Annotated in this window: 20 protein-coding genes; 10 read left to right on the top strand and 10 right to left on the bottom strand. The window is 76.5% G+C overall.

Annotation, left to right across the window (positions count from 1 at the left end; genetic code table 11):
• The first annotated feature begins 187 nt into the window (after positions 1-187).
• On the top strand, positions 188-1,168 hold the full coding sequence (locus JKP76_RS16555) for a helix-turn-helix domain-containing protein (RefSeq protein WP_200491968.1): 981 nt from the start codon (positions 188-190) through the stop codon (positions 1,166-1,168).
• On the opposite strand, the gene JKP76_RS21480 is transcribed toward JKP76_RS16555, so the two are convergent.
• The 4 genes from JKP76_RS21480 to JKP76_RS16570 are packed head-to-tail and all read right to left on the bottom strand — an operon-like array spanning position 1,157 to position 3,634.
• Positions 1,157-1,816 (bottom strand): alkaline phosphatase family protein, encoded by a 660-nt coding sequence (locus JKP76_RS21480; protein ID WP_309233073.1) that lies wholly within the window; start codon positions 1,814-1,816, stop codon positions 1,157-1,159. The genes JKP76_RS16555 and JKP76_RS21480 overlap by 12 nt on opposite strands.
• A complete protein-coding gene (locus JKP76_RS21485) occupies positions 1,761-2,330 on the bottom strand; it encodes an alkaline phosphatase family protein (RefSeq protein WP_242471983.1) in 570 nt (189 codons plus the stop codon). Before JKP76_RS21485 ends, JKP76_RS21480 begins: the two co-directional genes overlap by 56 nt.
• Before the next feature lie 26 nt (positions 2,331-2,356).
• Complete coding sequence (locus JKP76_RS16565) at positions 2,357-3,109, bottom strand: methyltransferase domain-containing protein (protein ID WP_200491969.1); 753 nt, start codon at positions 3,107-3,109, stop codon at positions 2,357-2,359.
• Positions 3,110-3,145: 36 nt separating this feature from the next.
• Complete coding sequence (locus tag JKP76_RS16570) at positions 3,146-3,634, bottom strand: VOC family protein (RefSeq protein ID WP_200491970.1); 489 nt, start codon at positions 3,632-3,634, stop codon at positions 3,146-3,148.
• A gap of 122 nt (positions 3,635-3,756) precedes the next feature.
• On the opposite strand from JKP76_RS16570, the gene JKP76_RS16575 reads away from it, so the two are divergent.
• Both JKP76_RS16575 and JKP76_RS16580 read left to right on the top strand, forming a co-directional pair.
• The gene (locus tag JKP76_RS16575) at positions 3,757-4,170 is read left to right on the top strand and encodes a GNAT family N-acetyltransferase (protein WP_200491971.1); all 414 of its coding nucleotides are present in this window, start codon (positions 3,757-3,759) and stop codon (positions 4,168-4,170) included.
• A gap of 82 nt (positions 4,171-4,252) precedes the next feature.
• Positions 4,253-4,453, top strand: coding sequence for a hypothetical protein (locus JKP76_RS16580; RefSeq protein ID WP_200491972.1), 201 nt, complete (start codon positions 4,253-4,255; stop codon positions 4,451-4,453).
• 37 nt (positions 4,454-4,490) lie between these two features.
• On the opposite strand, the gene JKP76_RS16585 is transcribed toward JKP76_RS16580, so the two are convergent.
• Genes JKP76_RS16585 through JKP76_RS16600 form a run of 4 tightly spaced genes read right to left on the bottom strand, consistent with a single transcriptional unit; the run spans position 4,491 to position 9,754 of the window.
• Positions 4,491-5,093 carry a GDSL-type esterase/lipase family protein gene (locus JKP76_RS16585; RefSeq protein WP_200491973.1) on the bottom strand — a complete coding sequence of 201 codons (603 nt, stop codon included), beginning with the start codon at positions 5,091-5,093 and terminating at the stop codon, positions 4,491-4,493.
• 13 nt (positions 5,094-5,106) lie between these two features.
• The gene (locus JKP76_RS16590; RefSeq protein ID WP_200491974.1) at positions 5,107-8,946 is read right to left on the bottom strand and encodes a DNA polymerase III subunit alpha; all 3,840 of its coding nucleotides are present in this window, start codon (positions 8,944-8,946) and stop codon (positions 5,107-5,109) included.
• Positions 8,943-9,434, bottom strand: a complete 492-nt coding sequence (locus JKP76_RS16595) for an SAV_6107 family HEPN domain-containing protein (protein ID WP_200491975.1) — start codon at positions 9,432-9,434, stop codon at positions 8,943-8,945. The genes JKP76_RS16590 and JKP76_RS16595 overlap by 4 nt, the downstream gene beginning before the upstream one ends.
• A complete protein-coding gene (locus tag JKP76_RS16600; protein ID WP_200491976.1) occupies positions 9,434-9,754 on the bottom strand; it encodes a DUF6504 family protein in 321 nt (106 codons plus the stop codon). Before JKP76_RS16600 ends, JKP76_RS16595 begins: the two co-directional genes overlap by 1 nt.
• Before the next feature lie 403 nt (positions 9,755-10,157).
• Between JKP76_RS16600 and JKP76_RS16605 the strand changes: the two genes are divergently transcribed.
• The 7 genes from JKP76_RS16605 to JKP76_RS16635 all read left to right on the top strand — a co-directional run bounded on the left by JKP76_RS16605 (position 10,158) and on the right by JKP76_RS16635 (position 16,250).
• Positions 10,158-10,703, top strand: coding sequence for a YbaK/EbsC family protein (locus tag JKP76_RS16605; RefSeq protein ID WP_200491977.1), 546 nt, complete (start codon positions 10,158-10,160; stop codon positions 10,701-10,703).
• Positions 10,700-11,290, top strand: coding sequence for an N-acetyltransferase (locus JKP76_RS16610; RefSeq protein WP_200491978.1), 591 nt, complete (start codon positions 10,700-10,702; stop codon positions 11,288-11,290). The genes JKP76_RS16605 and JKP76_RS16610 overlap by 4 nt, the downstream gene beginning before the upstream one ends.
• 1 nt (position 11,291) lies before the next feature.
• Positions 11,292-12,959 carry an NAD(P)/FAD-dependent oxidoreductase gene (locus JKP76_RS16615; protein ID WP_200491979.1) on the top strand — a complete coding sequence of 556 codons (1,668 nt, stop codon included), beginning with the start codon at positions 11,292-11,294 and terminating at the stop codon, positions 12,957-12,959.
• A complete protein-coding gene (locus tag JKP76_RS16620) occupies positions 12,956-13,798 on the top strand; it encodes a carotenoid biosynthesis protein (protein WP_309229611.1) in 843 nt (280 codons plus the stop codon). The genes JKP76_RS16615 and JKP76_RS16620 overlap by 4 nt, the downstream gene beginning before the upstream one ends.
• Positions 13,795-14,964, top strand: coding sequence for a glycosyltransferase family 2 protein (locus tag JKP76_RS16625; protein ID WP_200491980.1), 1,170 nt, complete (start codon positions 13,795-13,797; stop codon positions 14,962-14,964). Before JKP76_RS16620 ends, JKP76_RS16625 begins: the two co-directional genes overlap by 4 nt.
• Positions 14,961-15,620, top strand: a complete 660-nt coding sequence (locus JKP76_RS16630) for a flavin reductase family protein (RefSeq protein WP_309229610.1) — start codon at positions 14,961-14,963, stop codon at positions 15,618-15,620. The genes JKP76_RS16625 and JKP76_RS16630 overlap by 4 nt, the downstream gene beginning before the upstream one ends.
• Positions 15,621-15,689: 69 nt before the next feature.
• On the top strand, positions 15,690-16,250 hold the full coding sequence (locus tag JKP76_RS16635) for a dihydrofolate reductase family protein (RefSeq protein WP_200491981.1): 561 nt from the start codon (positions 15,690-15,692) through the stop codon (positions 16,248-16,250).
• 6 nt (positions 16,251-16,256) lie between these two features.
• Here the strand turns inward: JKP76_RS16635 and JKP76_RS16640 are convergent, their stop codons facing one another.
• Both JKP76_RS16640 and JKP76_RS16645 read right to left on the bottom strand, forming a co-directional pair.
• Positions 16,257-17,234, bottom strand: coding sequence for a carbohydrate kinase family protein (locus tag JKP76_RS16640; protein WP_200491982.1), 978 nt, complete (start codon positions 17,232-17,234; stop codon positions 16,257-16,259).
• Positions 17,235-17,382: 148 nt separating this feature from the next.
• Positions 17,383-18,087, bottom strand: a complete 705-nt coding sequence (locus JKP76_RS16645; protein WP_200491983.1) for a CDP-alcohol phosphatidyltransferase family protein — start codon at positions 18,085-18,087, stop codon at positions 17,383-17,385.
• Between the last annotated feature and the right edge of the window lie 93 nt (positions 18,088-18,180).

Consider the following 18,180-nt stretch of genomic DNA (forward strand, 5'->3'; position numbering starts at 1 on the left):
TCGGTCGGCGGACGTGTCGGGGAGCCTGGCACCGCGCGGGGCGGCCCGATCGGCCCTGCGTGCACGGCTCCGGCTCCTGCGTGCACGCCGGCCGCGCGCCCGGGCCGGTTCCCCGTGCGGCAGCGCTCTGCCACCCTGGACGCGCCCGCACGGAGGTGCCGCACGTCCCGCTCCGCCGGAGGAGCCGATGCAGCTGCTGGACACCGACGCCGTCGCTCCCGAGCACCGCGTCGACGCCTTCCGCGCGGCGTTCGACCAGGCCTCGGTCCCGTGCCGGATCGAGCACCTCGGGCCCGACGAGCGCGTGCACTCGCGCATGCACCTGTGGCACTTCGGCGCCGCGAACCTGTTCACCACCGACGCGTCGGGCTTCCGGCTCGTGCGCACCCCTCGGCACCTGCGGGTGGAGAGCCCGCCGGTGGTCGCGCTCGCCGTGCAGGCGGCCGGCGTCGGCCGGTTCGGCCAGTTCGACGTGCAGGCCCTGGTGCCGCCGCGGCAGCTGATGGTCAGCGACCTGACCGCGCCCTACGAGTTCTCGTGGGAGGAGTCCGGCGGCTCGCGGGCCTTCCAGGTCCCCTACGACCTGCTCGCGCTGCCGCCGGACGTGGTGCGCCGCGGGGCGCCGCGGCTGCGCGCGAGCCCGCTGCACGACCTGGTGCGCGACCACCTGGAACGGCTGGCCGCGGCCGCCGAGCCACTCGCGGCCGACCCGGGCGCGGCGTCGCTGGGCAGGGCGACCGTCGAGCTGGTGCGTGCGCTGCTGGTCTCCGCGGCCGGGGACGAGCGGTACGCCCGCGCCGTCCGGGAGGAGACGCTGCTGACCCGGCTGACCACCTACGCCCGTGCGCACCTCACCGAGCCCGACCTCGGCCCGCAGCGGCTGGCGGCGGCGCACAACGTCTCGCTGCGCCGGCTCTACTCGGAGTTCGCCGGGGCCGGGTTGCACCTGGAGCAGTGGCTGATCGCCGAGCGGCTGGAACGCGCCCGCGCCCAGCTGGTGTCCCGATCGGGACGGCACCGCTCCATCGCGGCGGTCGCACGCGCCTGCGGGTTCGCCGACGCCAGCCACTTCGCCCGCCGGTTCCGGCAGGCCTACGGGCTCACGCCCCGGGAGTGGCAGCGGGAGTCGGCCCGCCGGGGCGCGGAGCCGGCCGGGTCAGCCGAGTGACCCGCCCGGCGCGACGAGCAGCGGGATGGCGAGCTCGGTCGCGGTGAGCGAGCCGTGGTACGCGGCCAGCCTGCTGGGGCCGGGTTCGCGCTCCGGGGTGGTCAGCGCCCAGGTGCCGCGCGCCAGCGCCACGACGTCGCCGATGCGGGCGGCCACGCCGGGGTCGACGGCGCCGAACACGCCGCTGGCCACGGCCTCGTCGCGGGAGACGACCCACGCCCGCTCGCCGAGGACCGCGCGCCACCGGTCCAGCACGTCGGCCGCGGCACCGGGGACGGCGTGCACGTACCGCGCGCGGGGTTCACCGGCCAATAGCCGGACGCCGTCGTCCAGCTCCGGTGCGGCATCGAGGTCGAACCGGGTGCCGGCGGGGACATCGAGCATGCCGTGGTCGGCGGTGACGAGCAGCGCGGCGTCGCCGGGGAGCCCGGCCACCACCTGCTCGACCATCCGGTCGACCAGCTGGAGCTGCGCCCGCCAGCTGCCGGAGTCGACGCCGCGGACGTGGCCGGTGAGGTCGAGGTCGGGGAAGTAGCCGTAGACGAGGGCGCGCGGCGTGGCGTGCAGCGCGCGCAGGACCAGCGCTGCGAGGTCACCGGCGCCGACGGTGCCGGTGTAGGTGGCGCCGCGGTAGGCCGCCCGGCTCAGGCCGCTGCCCGTGTAGGCGTACGGGGCGACGACCGGTCGCGGGGACGCCGGCCGCTGCCGCCTGCGCGAAGACGGTCAGCTGCGGCGCCCAGGTGTCGGGGTCCGGGTCGTCGCGCCACTTCGTGTGGTCGAGGGCGCGGTCCTCCCCCGGCACGTCGGTGACGAAGCCGAGGACGCCGTGCCCGCCGGGCGGCAGGCCGGTGCCCAGGGTGGTGAGGCTGACCGGGGTGGTGCTCGGGCAGGGCGCGGTGAGGTCGCCGGCGGGGGTGGCCAGGGCGGCGAGCACGGGTGCGAGGTCGGCGTGCCGCCGGATCAGGTCGGCCCCGAGGCCGTCGACGAGCAGCACGGCCACCCGCCGGGCCCCCGCGAGGGCGGCGGTGAGGCCGAGCGGGTCGGCGGGCAGGTCGCCGCGCCGAACGGGGACGCCGAGCGCCGCGGCGACGCCGGGGAGGACGTCGGCGAGGGTCGCGGTGCCGTAGTCGGGGCGGGCCAGGTCCGGGGGCAGCGGGGTCATCGGGTTCGGCGGCGCGTGTGGCGGCGTCAGGGGTGCGCGGCCAGGACGTGCAGCCCGGTGGCGACCTCGCGGTAGGGCGAGGTGCCGGCCAGGGCCAGCTCGAGGGCGCGGACGGCGTCGGGGTCGGCGCCGGAAGTGGCGTCGAGCAGGTCGGCGACGACGGAGACACCGCGCCAGGGACCGGGGCGCAGGCCGGCGCCCTCGACGAGAGCCAGGAGGTCGGCGGGGGTGAACCGGCGACGGGCCGGGGTGCGGCGGGCGGCCGCGGGGTCGCGGTCCTCGAGCAGCGCGCGGGCCTCGACGGGGTGGCCGGCGACGGCCCGGGCGAGGACCGCGCCGGCGCGGTTGGCCGCGGCGACGCTCACCTGGCCGCCGGGGCGCAGCGCGCCGGCGATCTCGCGGAGGGTGCCGGCGGGGTCGTCGACGACCTCCAGCACCGAGTGGCAGAGGGCGAGGTCGTAGCCGCCGCCGTCCGACGGCAGCGTGGCGAGCACCTCGCCGAGCTGGTCGCCGTCGCCCTGGACGCCGCGGACCCGGTCGCCGACGCCGGCCGTGGCCGCGCGGCGGGCGAGCGTGGCCAGCGCGTCGGCGCTGGGGTCGACGACGGTGACGTCGTGTCCGAGCAGGGCGAGCGGGACGGCGAAGATGCCGCTGCCGCCGCCGACGTCGAGCACGCGGAGCGCCGCGCCCGCGCCGATCACCGGGTCCAGGGCCGCCCAGACCGCTGCGCTCCGCGGGGGGAGCTGCTCGGCGGGCGACGGAGCGGACGGGGTCGGCACGGTCCGGAGCCTAGTGGCGCGACGCCACGCCCGCGGTCAGCCGTCGGTGCTGTCGGCGGCCCGGCGGAGCTCGGCGACGTCGATGCGGCGCATCTGCAGCATCGCCTGGGTGGCCCGCTGCGCCCGCGCGGGGTCGGGGTCGCCGGTGAGCTCCAGGAGTTCGGTGGGGATGACCTGCCAGGAGACGCCGAAGCGGTCCTTCAGCCAGCCGCACTGGCTCTCCTCCCCGCCGCCCTCGATCAGGCCGTACCAGTAGTGGTCGGTCTCCTCCTGGTCGGCGCACAGGATCTGGAAGGAGATCGCCTCGGTGAAGGGGAACTGCGGCCCGCCGTTGAGGCCGGTGTACTGCTGGCCGTCGAGGGTGAACTCGACGGTCATGACGTCGCCCTCCTTCATCGGCGGCGGCATGTCGGGCCCGTAGCGGGTGATCGGGCCGATGCCGGAGTTCGGGAAGAGCGAGGTGTAGAGCTGGGCGGCGGCCTCGGCCTGCCCGTCGAACCACAGGCACGGGATCTGCTTCGGCATGGGATGGGTCCTCTCTGGCCCGGGGATCGCTGTCGGGAGGGTGGACCGGCGGGCGGCAGGCGACTCATCGGTGGGCCGGGAAAGCAGCGGCGCCGGCGCGCGGCCGCCCCTACCGTGCCGTCATGCCCGGGGCTCCCGACGTCGTGCTCGCCTGGCGGGCGCCGCTGCCCGACGAGGAGCTGGGAGAGCTCATCCGGTCGCACGGCGGCGACCCGGTGCCCGGCTGGTGGGACCGGATCCGCCCGTTCAGCCTGGGCTGGGTGACGGCGCGGTCGGGAACGCTGCTGGTCGGGTTCGTCAACGTCGCGTGGGACGGCGGCGACCACGCGTTCCTGCTCGACACGAAGACCCGGGGCGACCGGCAGCGGACGGGGATCGGCGCGCTGGTGGTGCGGGAGGCGGTCGCGCGGGCCCGGTCGGCCGGCTGCGAGTGGCTGCACGTCGACTTCCGGCCGGAGCTGCGGCCGTTCTACCTGGACGCGTGCGGCTTCCGGCCGACCGACGCGGGGCTGGTGCACCTGCTCCCGCCGCGCTGAGCGACCTGCGGGTCGTTTGCCGGTGCCCGGGTCGCGGGCAGGTCTCCGGGGACCGTTCCCGCTCACGCACCGAGGAGCCGCCATGACCACGACCACCCGCCCCCGCCGCCGCCTGCTCCGGACGACGGCCGCCGCGTTCGCGATCACCGCCGCCTCCCTCACGACCGTGGCCTGCGGGTCCGACGTGGTCGACGACGACGTGGAGCAGAACATCGAGGAGGGTGTGGACGACGCCGAGCGCGAGGTCGAGGACGCCACCGACGGCGAGGACAGCGAGGGCTGAGCCCCCGGCCGGACGCCGGGGTGCTCCCGGCGTCCGGTCAGCCGGCGAGCCAGCGCTGCCAGTGCGGCCGGACGAGGTCGGCGAGCAGGGCGTAGCCGGCCGCCCCGGGGTGCGCCCCGTCCCCCGCGGCGACCTCCGCCGTCCAGACCGGGTCGGCGGCCAGCACGGCGGCGACGGGGACGTACGGGACCCCGTGCTCGGCGCAGACGCGCGCGAAGTGGTCGTCGAGGACCGCGATCCGCTGGTTCTGGGCGTCGTCGGCGACGGCCGGCGGGCCGACCACCAGCACCGGCCACCCGGCCCCGGCCGCGTCGGCGAGCATCCCCCCGAGCGCCGCGACCGACCGCTGCGGCGCCAACCGGAGTGCGCCGTCCTCCTCGGTGGTGTCGTTGACGCCCGTGGAGAGCACGACCCGCGACTCCCACGCGCCGCCCTCGAGCCGGACCCGGCACTCGGCGGCCCAGCGGCCGGCGACCTCGGCGGTGGTCTGCCGCCGGACCCCGAGCACGTACCCGGTGAGCGGGGTGCCGCCGTGCGCGCTGCTCCGGGCGAGCCGGCCGGCCCAGCCGAGGTGCTCGGGGTCACCGACGCCGGCCACGAAGGAGTCGCCGACGAAGCAGATGCGCAGGTCACGGCTCATGCCCCCATCCTGCTCAGTGCCCCGAGCTGCCCGGGCTGGAGTGCCAGAGCTTGCGGGGCGGACCGGCCGCCGCGCGCCGGGCGGCCGTCCCGGCGTCGTCGCCGGCGGGCTTGATGTCGGCGTAGGGCGACATGCGGAAGCCGGTGGGGTGCACCAGCACCGGGCGCACCACGACCGGCCGCGGCCCGTGCGACGCCGCCGCTCCGGCGATGGCCTGCTCGGTGTACTCCCCCGGCGTCGCCATCAGCTCGCGCACGGCGTCCAGCCCACCGGTCTCCCACGCCTCGTGCAGCGCCGGCAGCTCCCACGCCCCGGTCGCCCGCAGCGAGACCCCCCGTGCTCCGGTCCGGCGCAGCACGCCGCGGATCACCAGTAGCCACGAGTGGAAGACCGTCGCGGCGTAGGGCCCCTGGGCGTCCTCGAAGAAGGTGGAATCGGTGCACCCTGTGCCGTCGTCGAGGGTCACGAAGACCACCCGCCGGCCCGACCGGATCGGCGGGGTCTGGGTGGCCACCTTCACCCCGGCGACCAGCAGCTCCGAGCCGCTGCGGCAGCCGAGCAGGTCGTCGGCCGGCACCGCCCCGAGCGCGGCGAGGAACGGCTTGTAGAAGTCGACGACGTGCCGGCTGGCGTCCAGGCCGAGCACCTCGAGCTCGGCGCGGACCAGCTCGGCGTCGGTGAACTCCGGCAGCCCGCTGCCCTCCGCCCAGCCCGGACCGGCGCCCGACCCGCTGGGCGCCTCCGTGCCGAGGCCCTCCTGCCCGGTGACGTCGTCGAGCGGGAACAGCGCCTCCTGCCCGTCCCCGCCCGCGCCGTCCCCCTCCAGCCCGAGCAGGTCCAGGCTCAGCTGCCCGGCCGAGCTCGCCCGCGCCCCGCTGCGGCTCCACCGGTCGAGCTCACCGATCTGCAGCAGCAGGTCGCGGCGGGTCAGCTGCCGGCGGCGGTGCGCCGGCCGGCGGGACTCGCGGTCGCGCACGCCGAACCCGTAGAGCGAGTCGAACCCCCCGGCGAGCACGAGCCGCTCCACCACCGGGCGGGACACCGACGCCCGGGACCAGAAGTCGCTCAGCGAGCGGTACGGCTGCCCGGCGACCACGCGGGCCACCTCGTCGTCGGAGATGCCCTTCACGTCGGCCAGCGCGAGCCGGATGCCGTACCGCGAGGGGTCCTGCATCGCCGGCGGCATCCACCCGGGGCGGCGGCGACCCTCGGCGGGGGTTTCGTCACCCCCCTCTTCCGGCGCCTGCTCGGCTGCCACGCGCTCGACCCGGTAGGTCGCCCCCGAGGCGTTGACGTCGAGGCCGAGCACCCGGATGCCGAAGTTGCGGGCGTCGTCGAGGATCAGCCGCTTCGGGTACATGCCGGGGTCGTGGGTGAGCACGCCGGCGAGGAACGCCGCGGTGTGGTGGGTCTTGAGCCAGGCCGACTGGTAGGTGGGCAGGGCGAACGCCGCCGCGTGCGCCTTGCAGAAGCCGAAGGACCCGAAGGCCACCAGGACCTGCCAGACCTGCTCGGCGACCGCTTCCGGGTAGCCGGCGTCCAGCACCCGGGGCATGAACCAGGCCCGCACCTCGGCGTGGGCGTCCTTCTCCCCCAGTGCCCGGCGCACCTCGTCGGCCTCGGCCAGCGAGCAGCCGGTCATCCGCGCGACGACCTGCAGCACCTGCTCGTGGAAGACCACCACGCCGGCGGTCTCGGCGAGGGCGAACTCGAGGTCGGGGTGCGGGTACTCGGCGTCCCGCCAGCCGTTCCGGGCCAGGAGGAACGGGGTGACCATGTCGCTCTTCACCGGCCCGGGCCGGAACAGCGAGATGTCGATGATGATGTCCTCGAAGGTCTGCGGCCCGAACTTGCCGACCAGCTCGCGCTGGCCCGGCGACTCGATCTGGAACATGCCGAGCGTGCGGGTGCTGCGGATCAGCTCGAAGGTCGTCGGGTCGTCCCGCGGGACGGCGTCGATGTCGACGGTCTCGCCGTCGACCCGGGCGACCTCGTCGAGGGCGTGCGCGATCGCCGACTGCATCCGGATGCCGAGCAGGTCGAGCTTGAGCAGCCCGAGCTCCTCGACGTCGTCCTTGTCGAACTGGCTCATCGGGTAGCCCAGGTAGCTGCTCTCGACGGGCGTGCGGTCGAGCAGGGTGGCATCGGAGAGCAGCACGCCGCAGGGGTGCAGCGCGATGTGCCGGGGCAGCCCGTCGAGCCGGGCGACCAGGTCGAACAGCAGGTCGAGGTCGCCCGAGCCGCCGGCGCGCTTGGAGCCGTACCGGCTGGCCCGCAGCTCGGGCAGGTCGCGCAGCGCGGCGTGCACCTGGTTGGCCCGGATGTGCGGGAAGGCCTTGGCGACGGCGTCGATCTCGGCCTGCGGCAGGCTCAGCGCGGCGCCGACGTCGCGGATCGCGTGCCGCACCCGGTAGGTGTCCATCATCGAGATGCAGCTGACCCGGTCGGCGCCGAAGCGGTCGAGGACGGCGTCGTAGACCTCCATCCGCCGGGCGGACTCCACGTCGATGTCGATGTCGGGCAGCTGGTGGCGCAGCGGCGAGAGGAACCGCTCCATCAGCAGGCCGTAGCGGATCGGGTCGACGTCGGAGATGCCGAGCAGGTAGGTGACCAGGCTGCCGGCGCCCGAGCCCCGCGCGGCGGCCCGAACCCTCAAGCTCTTGATGAGGTCGACCACGTCGGCGACGGTGAGGAAGTAGGAGGGGTAGCCGAGCTGGTCGATCACCGCCAGCTCCTCGTCGAGGCGGGCACGCACCCGTTCCGACGGCGCCACCCCGCGGCGGCCCAGCCCGGCCTCGCAGCGCGCCCGCAGTACCTGCGAGGAGGTCAGCCCCCGCTCGGTGGGCGTGGTGACGACGTCCAGCTCGGGGTAGCGGACGCTGCCGATGCCGAGGTCGTCGCGGACGTCGACGGCGCACTGCTCGGCCAGCCGCGCGGTGCGCTCGAGCAGCCGCAGGGCGGCGTCCCGGTCGGGGCCGACGAGGTCCTCGGCGACCTGCGCCATCTCCTTGCCCGACTTCAGGTAGCCCTCGGCGGTGCGCCGGTCGACGTGCCGCAGGTCCAGCGGCACCAGTCGGCGGGCGGCGTCGAGGACGTCCGCGGTCGGCGCGTCCAGGGCGTCGACGTACCGGACGGCGTTGCTGAGCACGACCGGCACGTCGTGCTCGGCGGCGAACCGGAGCATCGCCTGGGCCCGCTGCCGGTCCCCCCGGCCGCGGTGGTGCACGACCTCCAGGACCAGGTGCGCGCCGAACACCGCCCGCCAGGTGTCCAGCTGCGCGGCGGCCAGGTCGGCGCGACCGGCGACCAGCGCCCGGCCCACCGCGGAGTCGGGACCGAGCAGCGCGGTCAGCCCGGTGGCGTGCTCGGCGGCCGTGGCCAGCGAGCTGACCGGCTCGCCCCGGGTGCCGCGCAGGTGGGTGCTGCTGGTGAGCCGGCACAGCGACGCCCAGCCGGCGCCGTCCCGGGCGAGGAAGGTGGTGCGCGGCAGCCGGGCGTCGACGGCCGCGCCACCCCGGGCCGGTGCCCGGCGGGTGCCCGCCGGGCCGCCGGGGTGCAGCCGGGGCGGGCGGGCGCCGGATCCCGCGCCGCCGAGGGCGCGGGCGAGCGCCGGGGGTGCGGTGGTGTCGAGCGCCGGGGCGACGGCGAGGTCGACCCCGAAGATCGGGCGGATCCCGGCGGAGCGGCAGGCCAGGGCGAACTTGACCGACCCGTAGAGCCCGTCCCGGTCGGTGAGGGCCAGGGCGCCCATCCCGTGCTCGGCGGCGCGCGCCACCAGGTCGGCGGGGTGGTTGGCCCCGAACCGCATGGAGTAGCCCGACGCGACGTGCAGGTGGACGAAGGGGTCGGTCACCGCTGCGACGTGGACGAGGTGGACTCGGCGGCGGTGCCACCGACGACCCGCGGCCGCGGGTAGGTGCGTCCGGCCGCCACCCCGAGGCAGTTCTCCACGACCGAGAGGAAGGTGCCGACGTCGCGGACGAGGTCGTCGGCCTCCCGGTCGGTGACCGCGGAGGAGAGCCCCGCCTCGGCGGCGGCCCGCTTCGCCGCGCCCGCGGCGAAGAAGGCGGCCCACTCCCCCAACTCGGGGGCGACCTGCTCGAGCAGCACCCAGGCGCTGCGCGGCCGGCGCCGCCCGGACTCCGGGCGGGTGCGGGCGGCGAGCACGGCGGCCGCGGCCCGCAGCGCGCCGAGGTGCGCGGTGGCGTAGCGCTGCCGGACGTCGGTGCTCGCGGCGGCCTCGACCAGCCCGCGGCGCGCCTGGTCCAGCAGGGTGACGGCGGCGGCGGGCAGCGCCGGGGGCAGGGGCAGCTGGTCGGCCATGAGGGGTCGCGCGCCCATCAGTCGTGCACCCGGACGAGCCACCAGCGGTTCGCCGCGGCGTCCCAGGACAGGTCGAACACGCCGGCGAAGTCCGTCCGCGAGCGGCCGGCGCGCACCGCCTCCACCCGCCAGACCTCGCGCGGGGCGACCAGGTCGGCCGACGCGCCACCACCGGCGTCGCGTCGCCACCACGGCGCGGTCTCCATCCACGAGTCGAGCAGCTCCCCCACCAGGTACCGGGACTGCCCGCGCCAGAACTGCACCGGACCGAGGGCGCCCCGCTCCACCTGCACCTCTTCGCCGACCCGTTCGACGGCCTCACCGAGCACCCGGCTCATTGACAGACTCCCCACGTCTCCGGCACCCCCGACCGTCCGCACCACCCCGTGGGGAAGGCCGGGGACCGGTGCGGGCAGCGGATGAACTCTTCGTTCGAACGCGTGTTCGAACACGTCCAGTAGACCGGAGCCCGCAGGCGCCGTCAAGACGACGCGCACGCCTCCTCAGCAGCGTTGCGGATCCGGAGCACCCGCGGGCGAAGGTCTTGCTCCGGTGGTGACGCCGGCACAGGCAGTAGAGGTCGTGGCAGGCATGCGCCCGATCCCGCACCCCTGCACGGTGAGGGCGGGGTACGACGGTTTCCGCAGGTCACGAGCCCGTCACCCCGTCCGCAGGCGCTCCGGCGAGCACCCGGGCGACGGCCCGGCGCGCCGACACGTCGCCGGTGGCAGGATCATCGCCATGACCTCCGCCGCGCACCCCCGGGCCGTCGAGGTCGCCCGCCTGCTCCACGAGGCGGGCGCGCCCGGCGAGGTGCGCGTGCTGCCCGCCGAGGTCCGCACCGCCGCCGCGGCGGCCGCCGAGCTCGGCGTCCCGGTCGGCGCGATCGCCAACAGCCTGGTCTTCGTCGCCGTCGGCCAGCCGGTGCTCGTCCTGACCAGCGGCGCGCACCGGGTCGACGAGGCGAAGGTCGCCGAGCTCCTCGGCGTCCCCGAGGTCCGGCGCGCCCCCGCCGAGTTCGTCCGCGAGGTGACCGGCCAGCCCATCGGCGGCGTCGCCCCGGTCGGCCACCCGGAGCCGATCGGCACCCTCGTCGACGTCGAGCTGGCCCGCCACGAGCAGGTGTGGGCCGCGGCCGGCCACCCGGCGACGGTCTTCCCCACCACCTACGAGGAGCTGCTCCGGCTCACCGACGGCGCACCCGCCGAGGTCGGGGACGGCCCGGCCGGCCCCGGAGCGGGCGACGCACCCCGTCCCCACGACGTCGCGGAGGCGGTCGGCACGTGACGAACACCAGGCCCGGCACCCGGATCGCCGAGCTGCCGATCCCGTGGTTCCGCGACCACATGCACGAGGCGCTCGCCATCTACGGCCTGGCCATGGGCTACGACTCCGCGGTCGTCGCGGGCCGCTACGGCTATGCGATCCAGCACACCGACCGCCCCGGCTTCCGGGCCGTCGGCGCCTTCGCCGCCACGGACGACGACGCCGAGCAGCTGGTCGGCTTCGGCTACGGCTACGAGATCGCGCCCGGCCAGTGGTGGCACGACCAGGTGCGTGCCGCCCTGGACCGGCGGACGGCGAAGCGCTGGATGCCCGGCGCGTTCGAGGTCTGCGAGCTGCACGTCCACCCCGACGCGCAGAGCCGCGGGCTCGGCAGGCAGCTGCTGCACGCCCTCGTCGCCGACCTGCCCCATCCGGTGGCGCTGCTGTCCACCCCCGACGCCGACACCAAGGCGTTCCGGCTGTACCACGCCGACGGCTTCGTCGACCTGGCCCGCGGCTACCACTTCCCCGGCGACCCCCGCCCGTTCGCGATCCTCGGTGCCGAGCTCCCCCTGCATCCGCAGGACCCGGCCGCGGCGAACACCTGAGGTGAGCTCCCCCGACACCGCCGTCGACGTCGTCGTGATCGGCTCCGGCCACAACGGCCTGGTCGCGGCCGCCTACCTGGCCCGCGCCGGCCTCTCCGTCGAGGTCGTCGAGTCCGACGACGTCCTGGGCGGCGCCGTCTCGACCGTCGAGCGCTGGCCCGGTGTCCGCGTCGACCGCGGCTCGAGCGCGCACGTGATCATCCGGCACAGCGGGATCGTCGAGGAGCTGGACCTCGCCGCCTCCGGCCTGCGCTACATCGACTGCGACCCGTGGGGGTTCGCCCCGGCCCCGGCGCCCGGCGACGAGGGCCCCGACGGACGGCCCCTGGTCTTCTCCGTCGACCTCGACGCCACCTGCGCCTCGATCGCCGCGGCCTGTGGCGAGGAGGACGCCACGGCCTACCGCGAGTTCGTCGGGGTGTGGGGTCCGCGCAGCCGCGCCGTCGTCGCGTCCTTCGGGCGGCGGCCCAGCGCCGGCGGGCTGGTCCGCTCGTTCTGGCCGCTCGGTGCGCCGCGCGAGGGCCGTGAGCGCACCCCGGGCGGCGACCTCGCCGTCGACTTCCTCGGCTCGGGTGACGCGCTGCTGGACCGCTGGTTCCGCAGCGAGCGGCTCAAGGCGGCGCTGGCCTGGTTCGGCGCGCAGTCCGGCCCGCCGATGTCCGAGCCCGGCACCGCCGCGATGGTCGGCTGGGTGGCGCTGCTGCACGACGTGCCGCCCGGCCACCCGGTCGGCGGCTCCGGCGGGCTGACCGAGGCGCTGCGCCGGCGGATCGAGTCCGACGGCGGCCGGGTCGTGCTCGGGGACGGCGCCGCGCGCCTGCTCGTGGACGACGACGGCACCGGCCCGCGGGTCACCGGCGTCGAGACGGAGTCCGGACGGCGGATCCACGCCGGCGCCGTCGTCGCCGCCTGCCACGTCGGCGTCACCCGGCGGCTCGCCGGCGCGGACGCACCCCCCGCGCTCGCGGCCGCCGACCCGCCGGTCGGCAACGGGTTCGGCCTGGTGGTGCGCGCCCTCACCAGCGCCCCGCCCAGCTATCCGGGCGCCACGCCCGACGAGTCGTTGCAGGGACTGCAACTGCTGTGCACCGACCGCGCGCACCTGGCCGCCGCGCACGGCGACTGGGGCGCCGGCCGGGTGCCGCGCGAGCCGGTGCCCCTGGCCATGTCGTTCTCGGCGAGCGACGAGACGCTCGCACCACCCGGGCAGCACGTCGTGACGCTGTGGGGCCAGTGGTACCCCTACGCCCTGGCCGACGGCGCGGACTGGGACGCCATGGCCGAGACCGAGGCCCGGCGCCTGGTCGAGGCGGTCGACCGCTTCGCCCCGGGCTTCGCCGACTCGGTGCAGCGGCTGTACGTCCAGACGCCGCTCGCGCTCGAGCGGGAGCTGTCCCTGCCCCGTGGCAACGTGATGCACGTGGAGATGGGCCTGGCGAGCATGTTCGGCTTCCGACCCACGCCTGCCCTGTCGGGCTACCGCGTGCCCGGCCTGACCGGGCTGTACCTGGCCGGCGCCTCCACCCACCCGGGCGGCGGCGTGTCCGGCAACTCCGGCCGCAGCGCGGCCCGCGTGGTGCTCGGCGACCGGTCGCGGCCGGCGCTCGCCCGCGCGGCGGCCGGGCGTGCCGTGCGCCGGCTCGCCGGCCGCGCCCGGGGTCGCACGTGACCACGGGGACGGCTCCGGCACCGGCCGCGAGCCCGGACGCCGAGGTCCCGCTGCTGCACGGCACCGGCGCCCGCCGGGCCGTGCCCCTCGCGCTCGCGCTCGCCCTGGTGGCGACGGCGATCGCCTACCCGCTCACCGACGGCGGTGCCCGCGACGCGGTCAGCTGGGCGATCGTGCTGCTGGGCGGGACGCTCTCGGTCACCCACGCGTGGCTGAGCCGAGGGCCCCGCACCGGCCTCGGCGTCCTGGCGCTCGTCCTCCTCGTCTCCATCGCCTTCGAGTCGCTGGGACTGGCCACCGGCTTCCCGTACGGCAGCTGGACCTACAGCTCCGTGCTCGGCCCGACGCTGCTCGGCGTCCCGTTCCTGGTGCCCCTGGCCTGGCTGATGATGGCCTGGCCGAGCTGGCTGCTGGCCGGGCGGCTGGCCCGTCCCGTGCGCGCGACGCGGCGCAGGCCCGCGCGGATCGCCTGGGCGGCCGCGATCTTCGCCGCCTGGGACGTCGTGCTGGACCCGCAGATGGTGGACGCCGGCTACTGGACCTGGGCGCACCCCGACCCCGGGCTGCCCGGCATCGACACGGTCCCCCTGACCAACCTGGCCGGCTGGCTGCTGGCCGGGCTGGTGCTCATGGCGCTGCTCGACCTGCTGGTCGAGCGCACCGCGGCTCCCCCTGCGGTCGGCGACGCCGCGCCGCTGCTCGCGCTGGCCTGGATGACCCTCGGCGGCGCGCTCGCGCACGCCGGCTGGCTGGGGCTGCCCGGGTCCGCGGCCTGGGGCGCCGGGCTGGGCGCGGCGGTGCTCGCCGTCCTCGCCGTCCAGCGGTCCCGCCGGCGGTGAGCGGCCGGCTGCTGCGCGCGCTGGCCGGGCTCAGCGCCGCCGGTGCGGTGCACGCGGCCGTGAACACGGCGCTGCTGCGCCGCCCGCCGGCCGCTCCACCGTCGGTGCGGCGCTCGGTCGCCGTGGTCCTGCCGGTCCGCGACGAGGCGGCGCACGTCCTCGACTGCCTGGCCGCCGCCCTCGACCAGCGCGGCGTGCCCGACCTGCGGGTGGTCGTGGTCGACGACGGCTCGACCGACGGCACCGCCGCCCTGGTCGCCGGGCACCCCGATCCGCGCGTCCGGTCGGTTCCCGCCCGCGCGCCGGGTCCGGGCTGGCTCGGCAAGCCGAACGCGTGCGCCCAGGGCGCGGCAGCCGCCGGCGACGCCGACGTCCTCGTCTTCCTGGACGCGGACGTGCGGCTGATGCCCGACGCCGTGGCCGCCGCGGTCGCCGTCCTGGACGACGCGGAGCTGGACCTGGTCTCCCCCTGGCCGCGCCAGCTGGCGGGCAGTGCGGCGGAGCGGCTGGTCCAGCCGCTCCAGCAGTGGCTGTGGGCGACCTTCCTGCCGCTGCGGCTGGCCGAGCGCTCGCCGCGACCCTCGCTGGCCGCGGCCAACGGCCAGTTTCTCGTCGTGCGCCGGGCCGCGTACGACCGGGCCGGCGGGCACGCCGCGGTGCGCGGGGAGGTGATCGAGGACGTCGCGCTGTTGCGCGCGGTCAAGGCCACCGGCGGGCGCGGCGCCGTCGTCGACGGGTCGACGCTGGCGGTCTGCCGGATGTACGACGGCTGGGCCGGCGTCCGGGAGGGCTACGCCAAGTCGCTGTGGGCCTCGGTCGGCGGCTCGCCGGCCGCGGGCCTGGCCACGGCCGGGGCGCTCACCGCGATCTGGGTGCTGCCCGCGGCTGCGGCGCTGCGCGGCTCCCGCGCCGGGCTGGCCGGGTACGCGGCCGGGGTGGCCGGCCGGGCGGTCAGCGCCGCGGCGACCGGCGGGCGGGTGTGGCCCGACGCGCTGGCCCACCCCGTCTCGGTCCTCGCCCTCGACGTGCTGATGGTGCGATCGGTCCTCGGGCACCGGCGCGGCACGCTGCGCTGGCGGGGCCGCGCGGTCGACGCCGGGCCGCCCGCGCCGGACGGCCGTGCCCCCGCGCCGGACGGCGGCGGTGCGACGAGGATGGTCCGGTGACCGACCCGGCAGCGCACGACCGCGTCCACTTCGACCCCGACGCGATGGACACCGGCGCCTTCTACCGGGTGCTCAACTCCGTCGTCGTCCCCCGGCCGATCGCGTGGGTGTGCACCCGCTCGGCGACCGGTGTGCACAACCTGGCGCCGCACTCGTTCTACACGGTCGCCTGCGTCGACCCGCCCGTCGTGCAGTTCACCTCGGTGGGCCGCAAGGACTCGCTGCGCAACGCGGAGGCGACCGGCGAGTTCACCGTCAACCTCACCCCCGAGGCGCTGTTCGAGCAGGTCAACGCCACCGCCACCGACTTCCCGCCGGACCACAGCGAGGCCGAGCACACCGGAGTGCGGCTGGAGCCGGCCGAGACGGTGGGCGCGCTGCGCGTCGCCGACTCCCCGGTCTCCATCGAGTGCGTGCTGCACGGCACCGTGCGGCTGGGTGACAGCACCGTGGTGTTCGGCCGCGTCCGGCACATCAGCGTCTGGGCCGAGGCCGTGCGCGACGGCCGGCCGCGCATCGAGCACCTGCGCCCGCTGGCCCGCCTCGGCGGCAACGAGTGGTCCACGATCGGCGAGGTCAAGGAGATCCGGCGCATCCCGTTCCGGACCTGGTCGGCCGACCCGGGCATCGGCGAGCGGCTCCGCGGCGGCGAGTAGGACCGCTCGGTTCCGGCGTCCGCCGCGGTCCTACCTCCGACCGCCCCACCCCGACCGGAGGAGCCCACCGTGCGGACGCTCGCTGTCACGCAGAACATGACGCTCGACGGGTCGATCGAGATGATCGGCGACTGGTTCGACCCGCAGGCGGGCGCCGGTGACGGCGCCGACCAGCTCAGCGAGATGCGCCGGCAGGACGAGACCGCCGACGCCCTGCTGCTGGGCCGGCGGACCTTCGAGGACTTCCGCGGCTACTGGCCGCTGCAGACGGAGGACCCGACCGGCATCACCGCGTACCTCGACCAGGTCGCGAAGTACGTCGTCTCCTCGACCCTGACCGAGCCCGGATGGGAGCCGACGACGGTCCTGACCGGGGATCCGGTCGCGGCCGTCCGGGAGCTCAAGGAGCAGCCCGGCCAGGACGTCGTCGTCACCGGCAGCATCACGCTCACCCACGCGCTGATCGCCGCCGGGCTGGTCGACGAGTACCGGCTGTTCACCTACCCCGCGGTCCAGGGCCGCGGCCGGCGGCTGTTCCCCGACGGCCACGAGCTGCCGCGGCTGCGCCTGCTGGACGCGCAGCGCTTCGGCAACGGGGTCACGTACGCGGCGTACGCCCCCGTCCGCTGAGGCCGGTCAGGCCGGCAGGTGCGCGGCGATCTCCGCGGCCGCCTCGTCGCCGAACGCCTCGGCGAACCGGCCGAGGAAGCTCTCCCGCGGCAGGGCGTACTCCTGGGTGCCGACGACCTCGACCGCCGCGGTGGCGACGGCCGAGCCCAGCTGGGTCGCCCGCTCCAGGCTCAGACCCCACATGCGCCCGGCGATGAACCCGGCGCGCAGCGCGTCACCGCCACCGGTCGGCTCGACCGGCTTGGTCTCCGGGACGGCGATGACCTCGATCGGCTCGGCGTCGGCCTGGCGCACGAGGACGCCGTCCTTCGAGCGGGTGGTCACCCAGGTGCCGACCCGCGCCAGCACCTCGTCGGCGTCCCAGCCGGTCTTCTGCTGGAGCAGGTGGGACTCGTACTCGTTGGTGAACAGCAGGTCGGCGCCGTCGACCAGCTCGCGGATCATCGCGCCGTCGGCCCAGGCCAGCTGCTGGCTGGGGTCGGCGGCGAAGGCGTAGCCGCGGGTCCGGCACTCCTCGGTGTGGCGGACCATCGCCGTGGGGTCGTTCGGGCCCACGACGACGAGGTCGGGGGCGCCGACCCGGGCGGCGACCGGCGCCAGCTCGATCTGCGAGGCCTCGCTCATGGCGCCCGAGTAGAAGGACGCGATCTGGTTGTTCGCGGCGTCGGTCGTGCAGACGAAGCGCGCGGTGTGCTTGAGCTCGGACCAGTGCACGCCCGCGGTGTCGACGCCGTGCCGGCTCAGCCAGGCCTCGTAGTCGGCGAAGTCGCTGCCGACCGCGCCGACGAGCACCGGGGAGAGACCGAGCAGGCCCAGGCCGTACGCCATGTTCGCGCCGGCGCCACCGCGGTGCTGGACGAGGTCGTCCACCAGGAAGGACAGCGAGACGTTGGCCATCTGGCCCTCGACGAACTGCTCGGTGAACTTCCCGGGGAAGGTCATGAGGTGGTCGGTGGCGATCGATCCGGTGACGACGACGGGCACGTGCTGCTCCTGGGGGTGTGGCTCCGGAGGGGCGCGGGCGCCCGGCTCGCGAGCGGGCCTGGGTGACGGAGAGGCGAACGGGACGGGACGAGCACGCACACAGTAGGCGGCGCACCCCTCCCCCGGGGGCACGAGGTGCCTGCCTCCGCTACCGGGCCTCCGGTGCGACCGGGGTGCCGGCGTCCGGCCCGGCCAGTTCCGAGCGCAGCCACCAGCCCAGCTGCAGCGTCGCCAGCGCACCGAGCAGCGCCCCCACGGCCGCCCCGGCGGTCACCGTGACGACGTCGCCCGCGACGCCCTGCACCTCGAGGCCGGAGACGACCCCCGCGCCGCCGAGGGTGAAGCCGGCCATGAGGACGCGGGTGGGCCGCTCCCACAGCGAGATGGGGCCGGTCCGGTCCACGCCCGCCTGCCCGGCGCGGGCCCGCACGTAGTCCGGCAGCCAGCACAGCGCGCCGAACACGACCGCGAGCCAGCCCGGCGCCCCCGCGACCCACAGGGCGAGGGCGTAGGCGACCTCGGTGAGCCGGTCCACCACCGAGTCGAGCACGTAGCCCCGCTGCGAGGCCCGGCCCGCGCCGATCGCGAGCGCGCCGTCCAGGCTGTCCAGCAGGCCGGACAGCCCCACCAGCAGGCCGGCGGCGATCAGCCAGCCGCCACCCGCCGCGGCGGGCCCGACGGCGGCCGCCGCGACGACGAGCCCCGCGGCCGTGGCCACCGCCGGGTGCATCCACGCCAGCGGCCGGGCCAGGGTGTGCGCGAGGGTCAGCCAGCCCCGCACCAGTGGGGCGGAGGTGTCGCTGCCGCCGTGCCAGCGCGACCACGCGGCCAGGTACTCGTCCCGGCTGAGCATCCCGCACCTCCCCGCGCCACGGTTCCTCCCGGAACAGTAGGGCGCCGTGGTGCACCGCACGCGTGCGCCGGGCCCGTGCTGGGCAGGGCACCT

The sequence above is a fragment of the Blastococcus sp. TML/C7B genome, assembly GCF_016612845.1.
Lineage (GTDB): Bacteria > Actinomycetota > Actinomycetes > Mycobacteriales > Geodermatophilaceae > Blastococcus.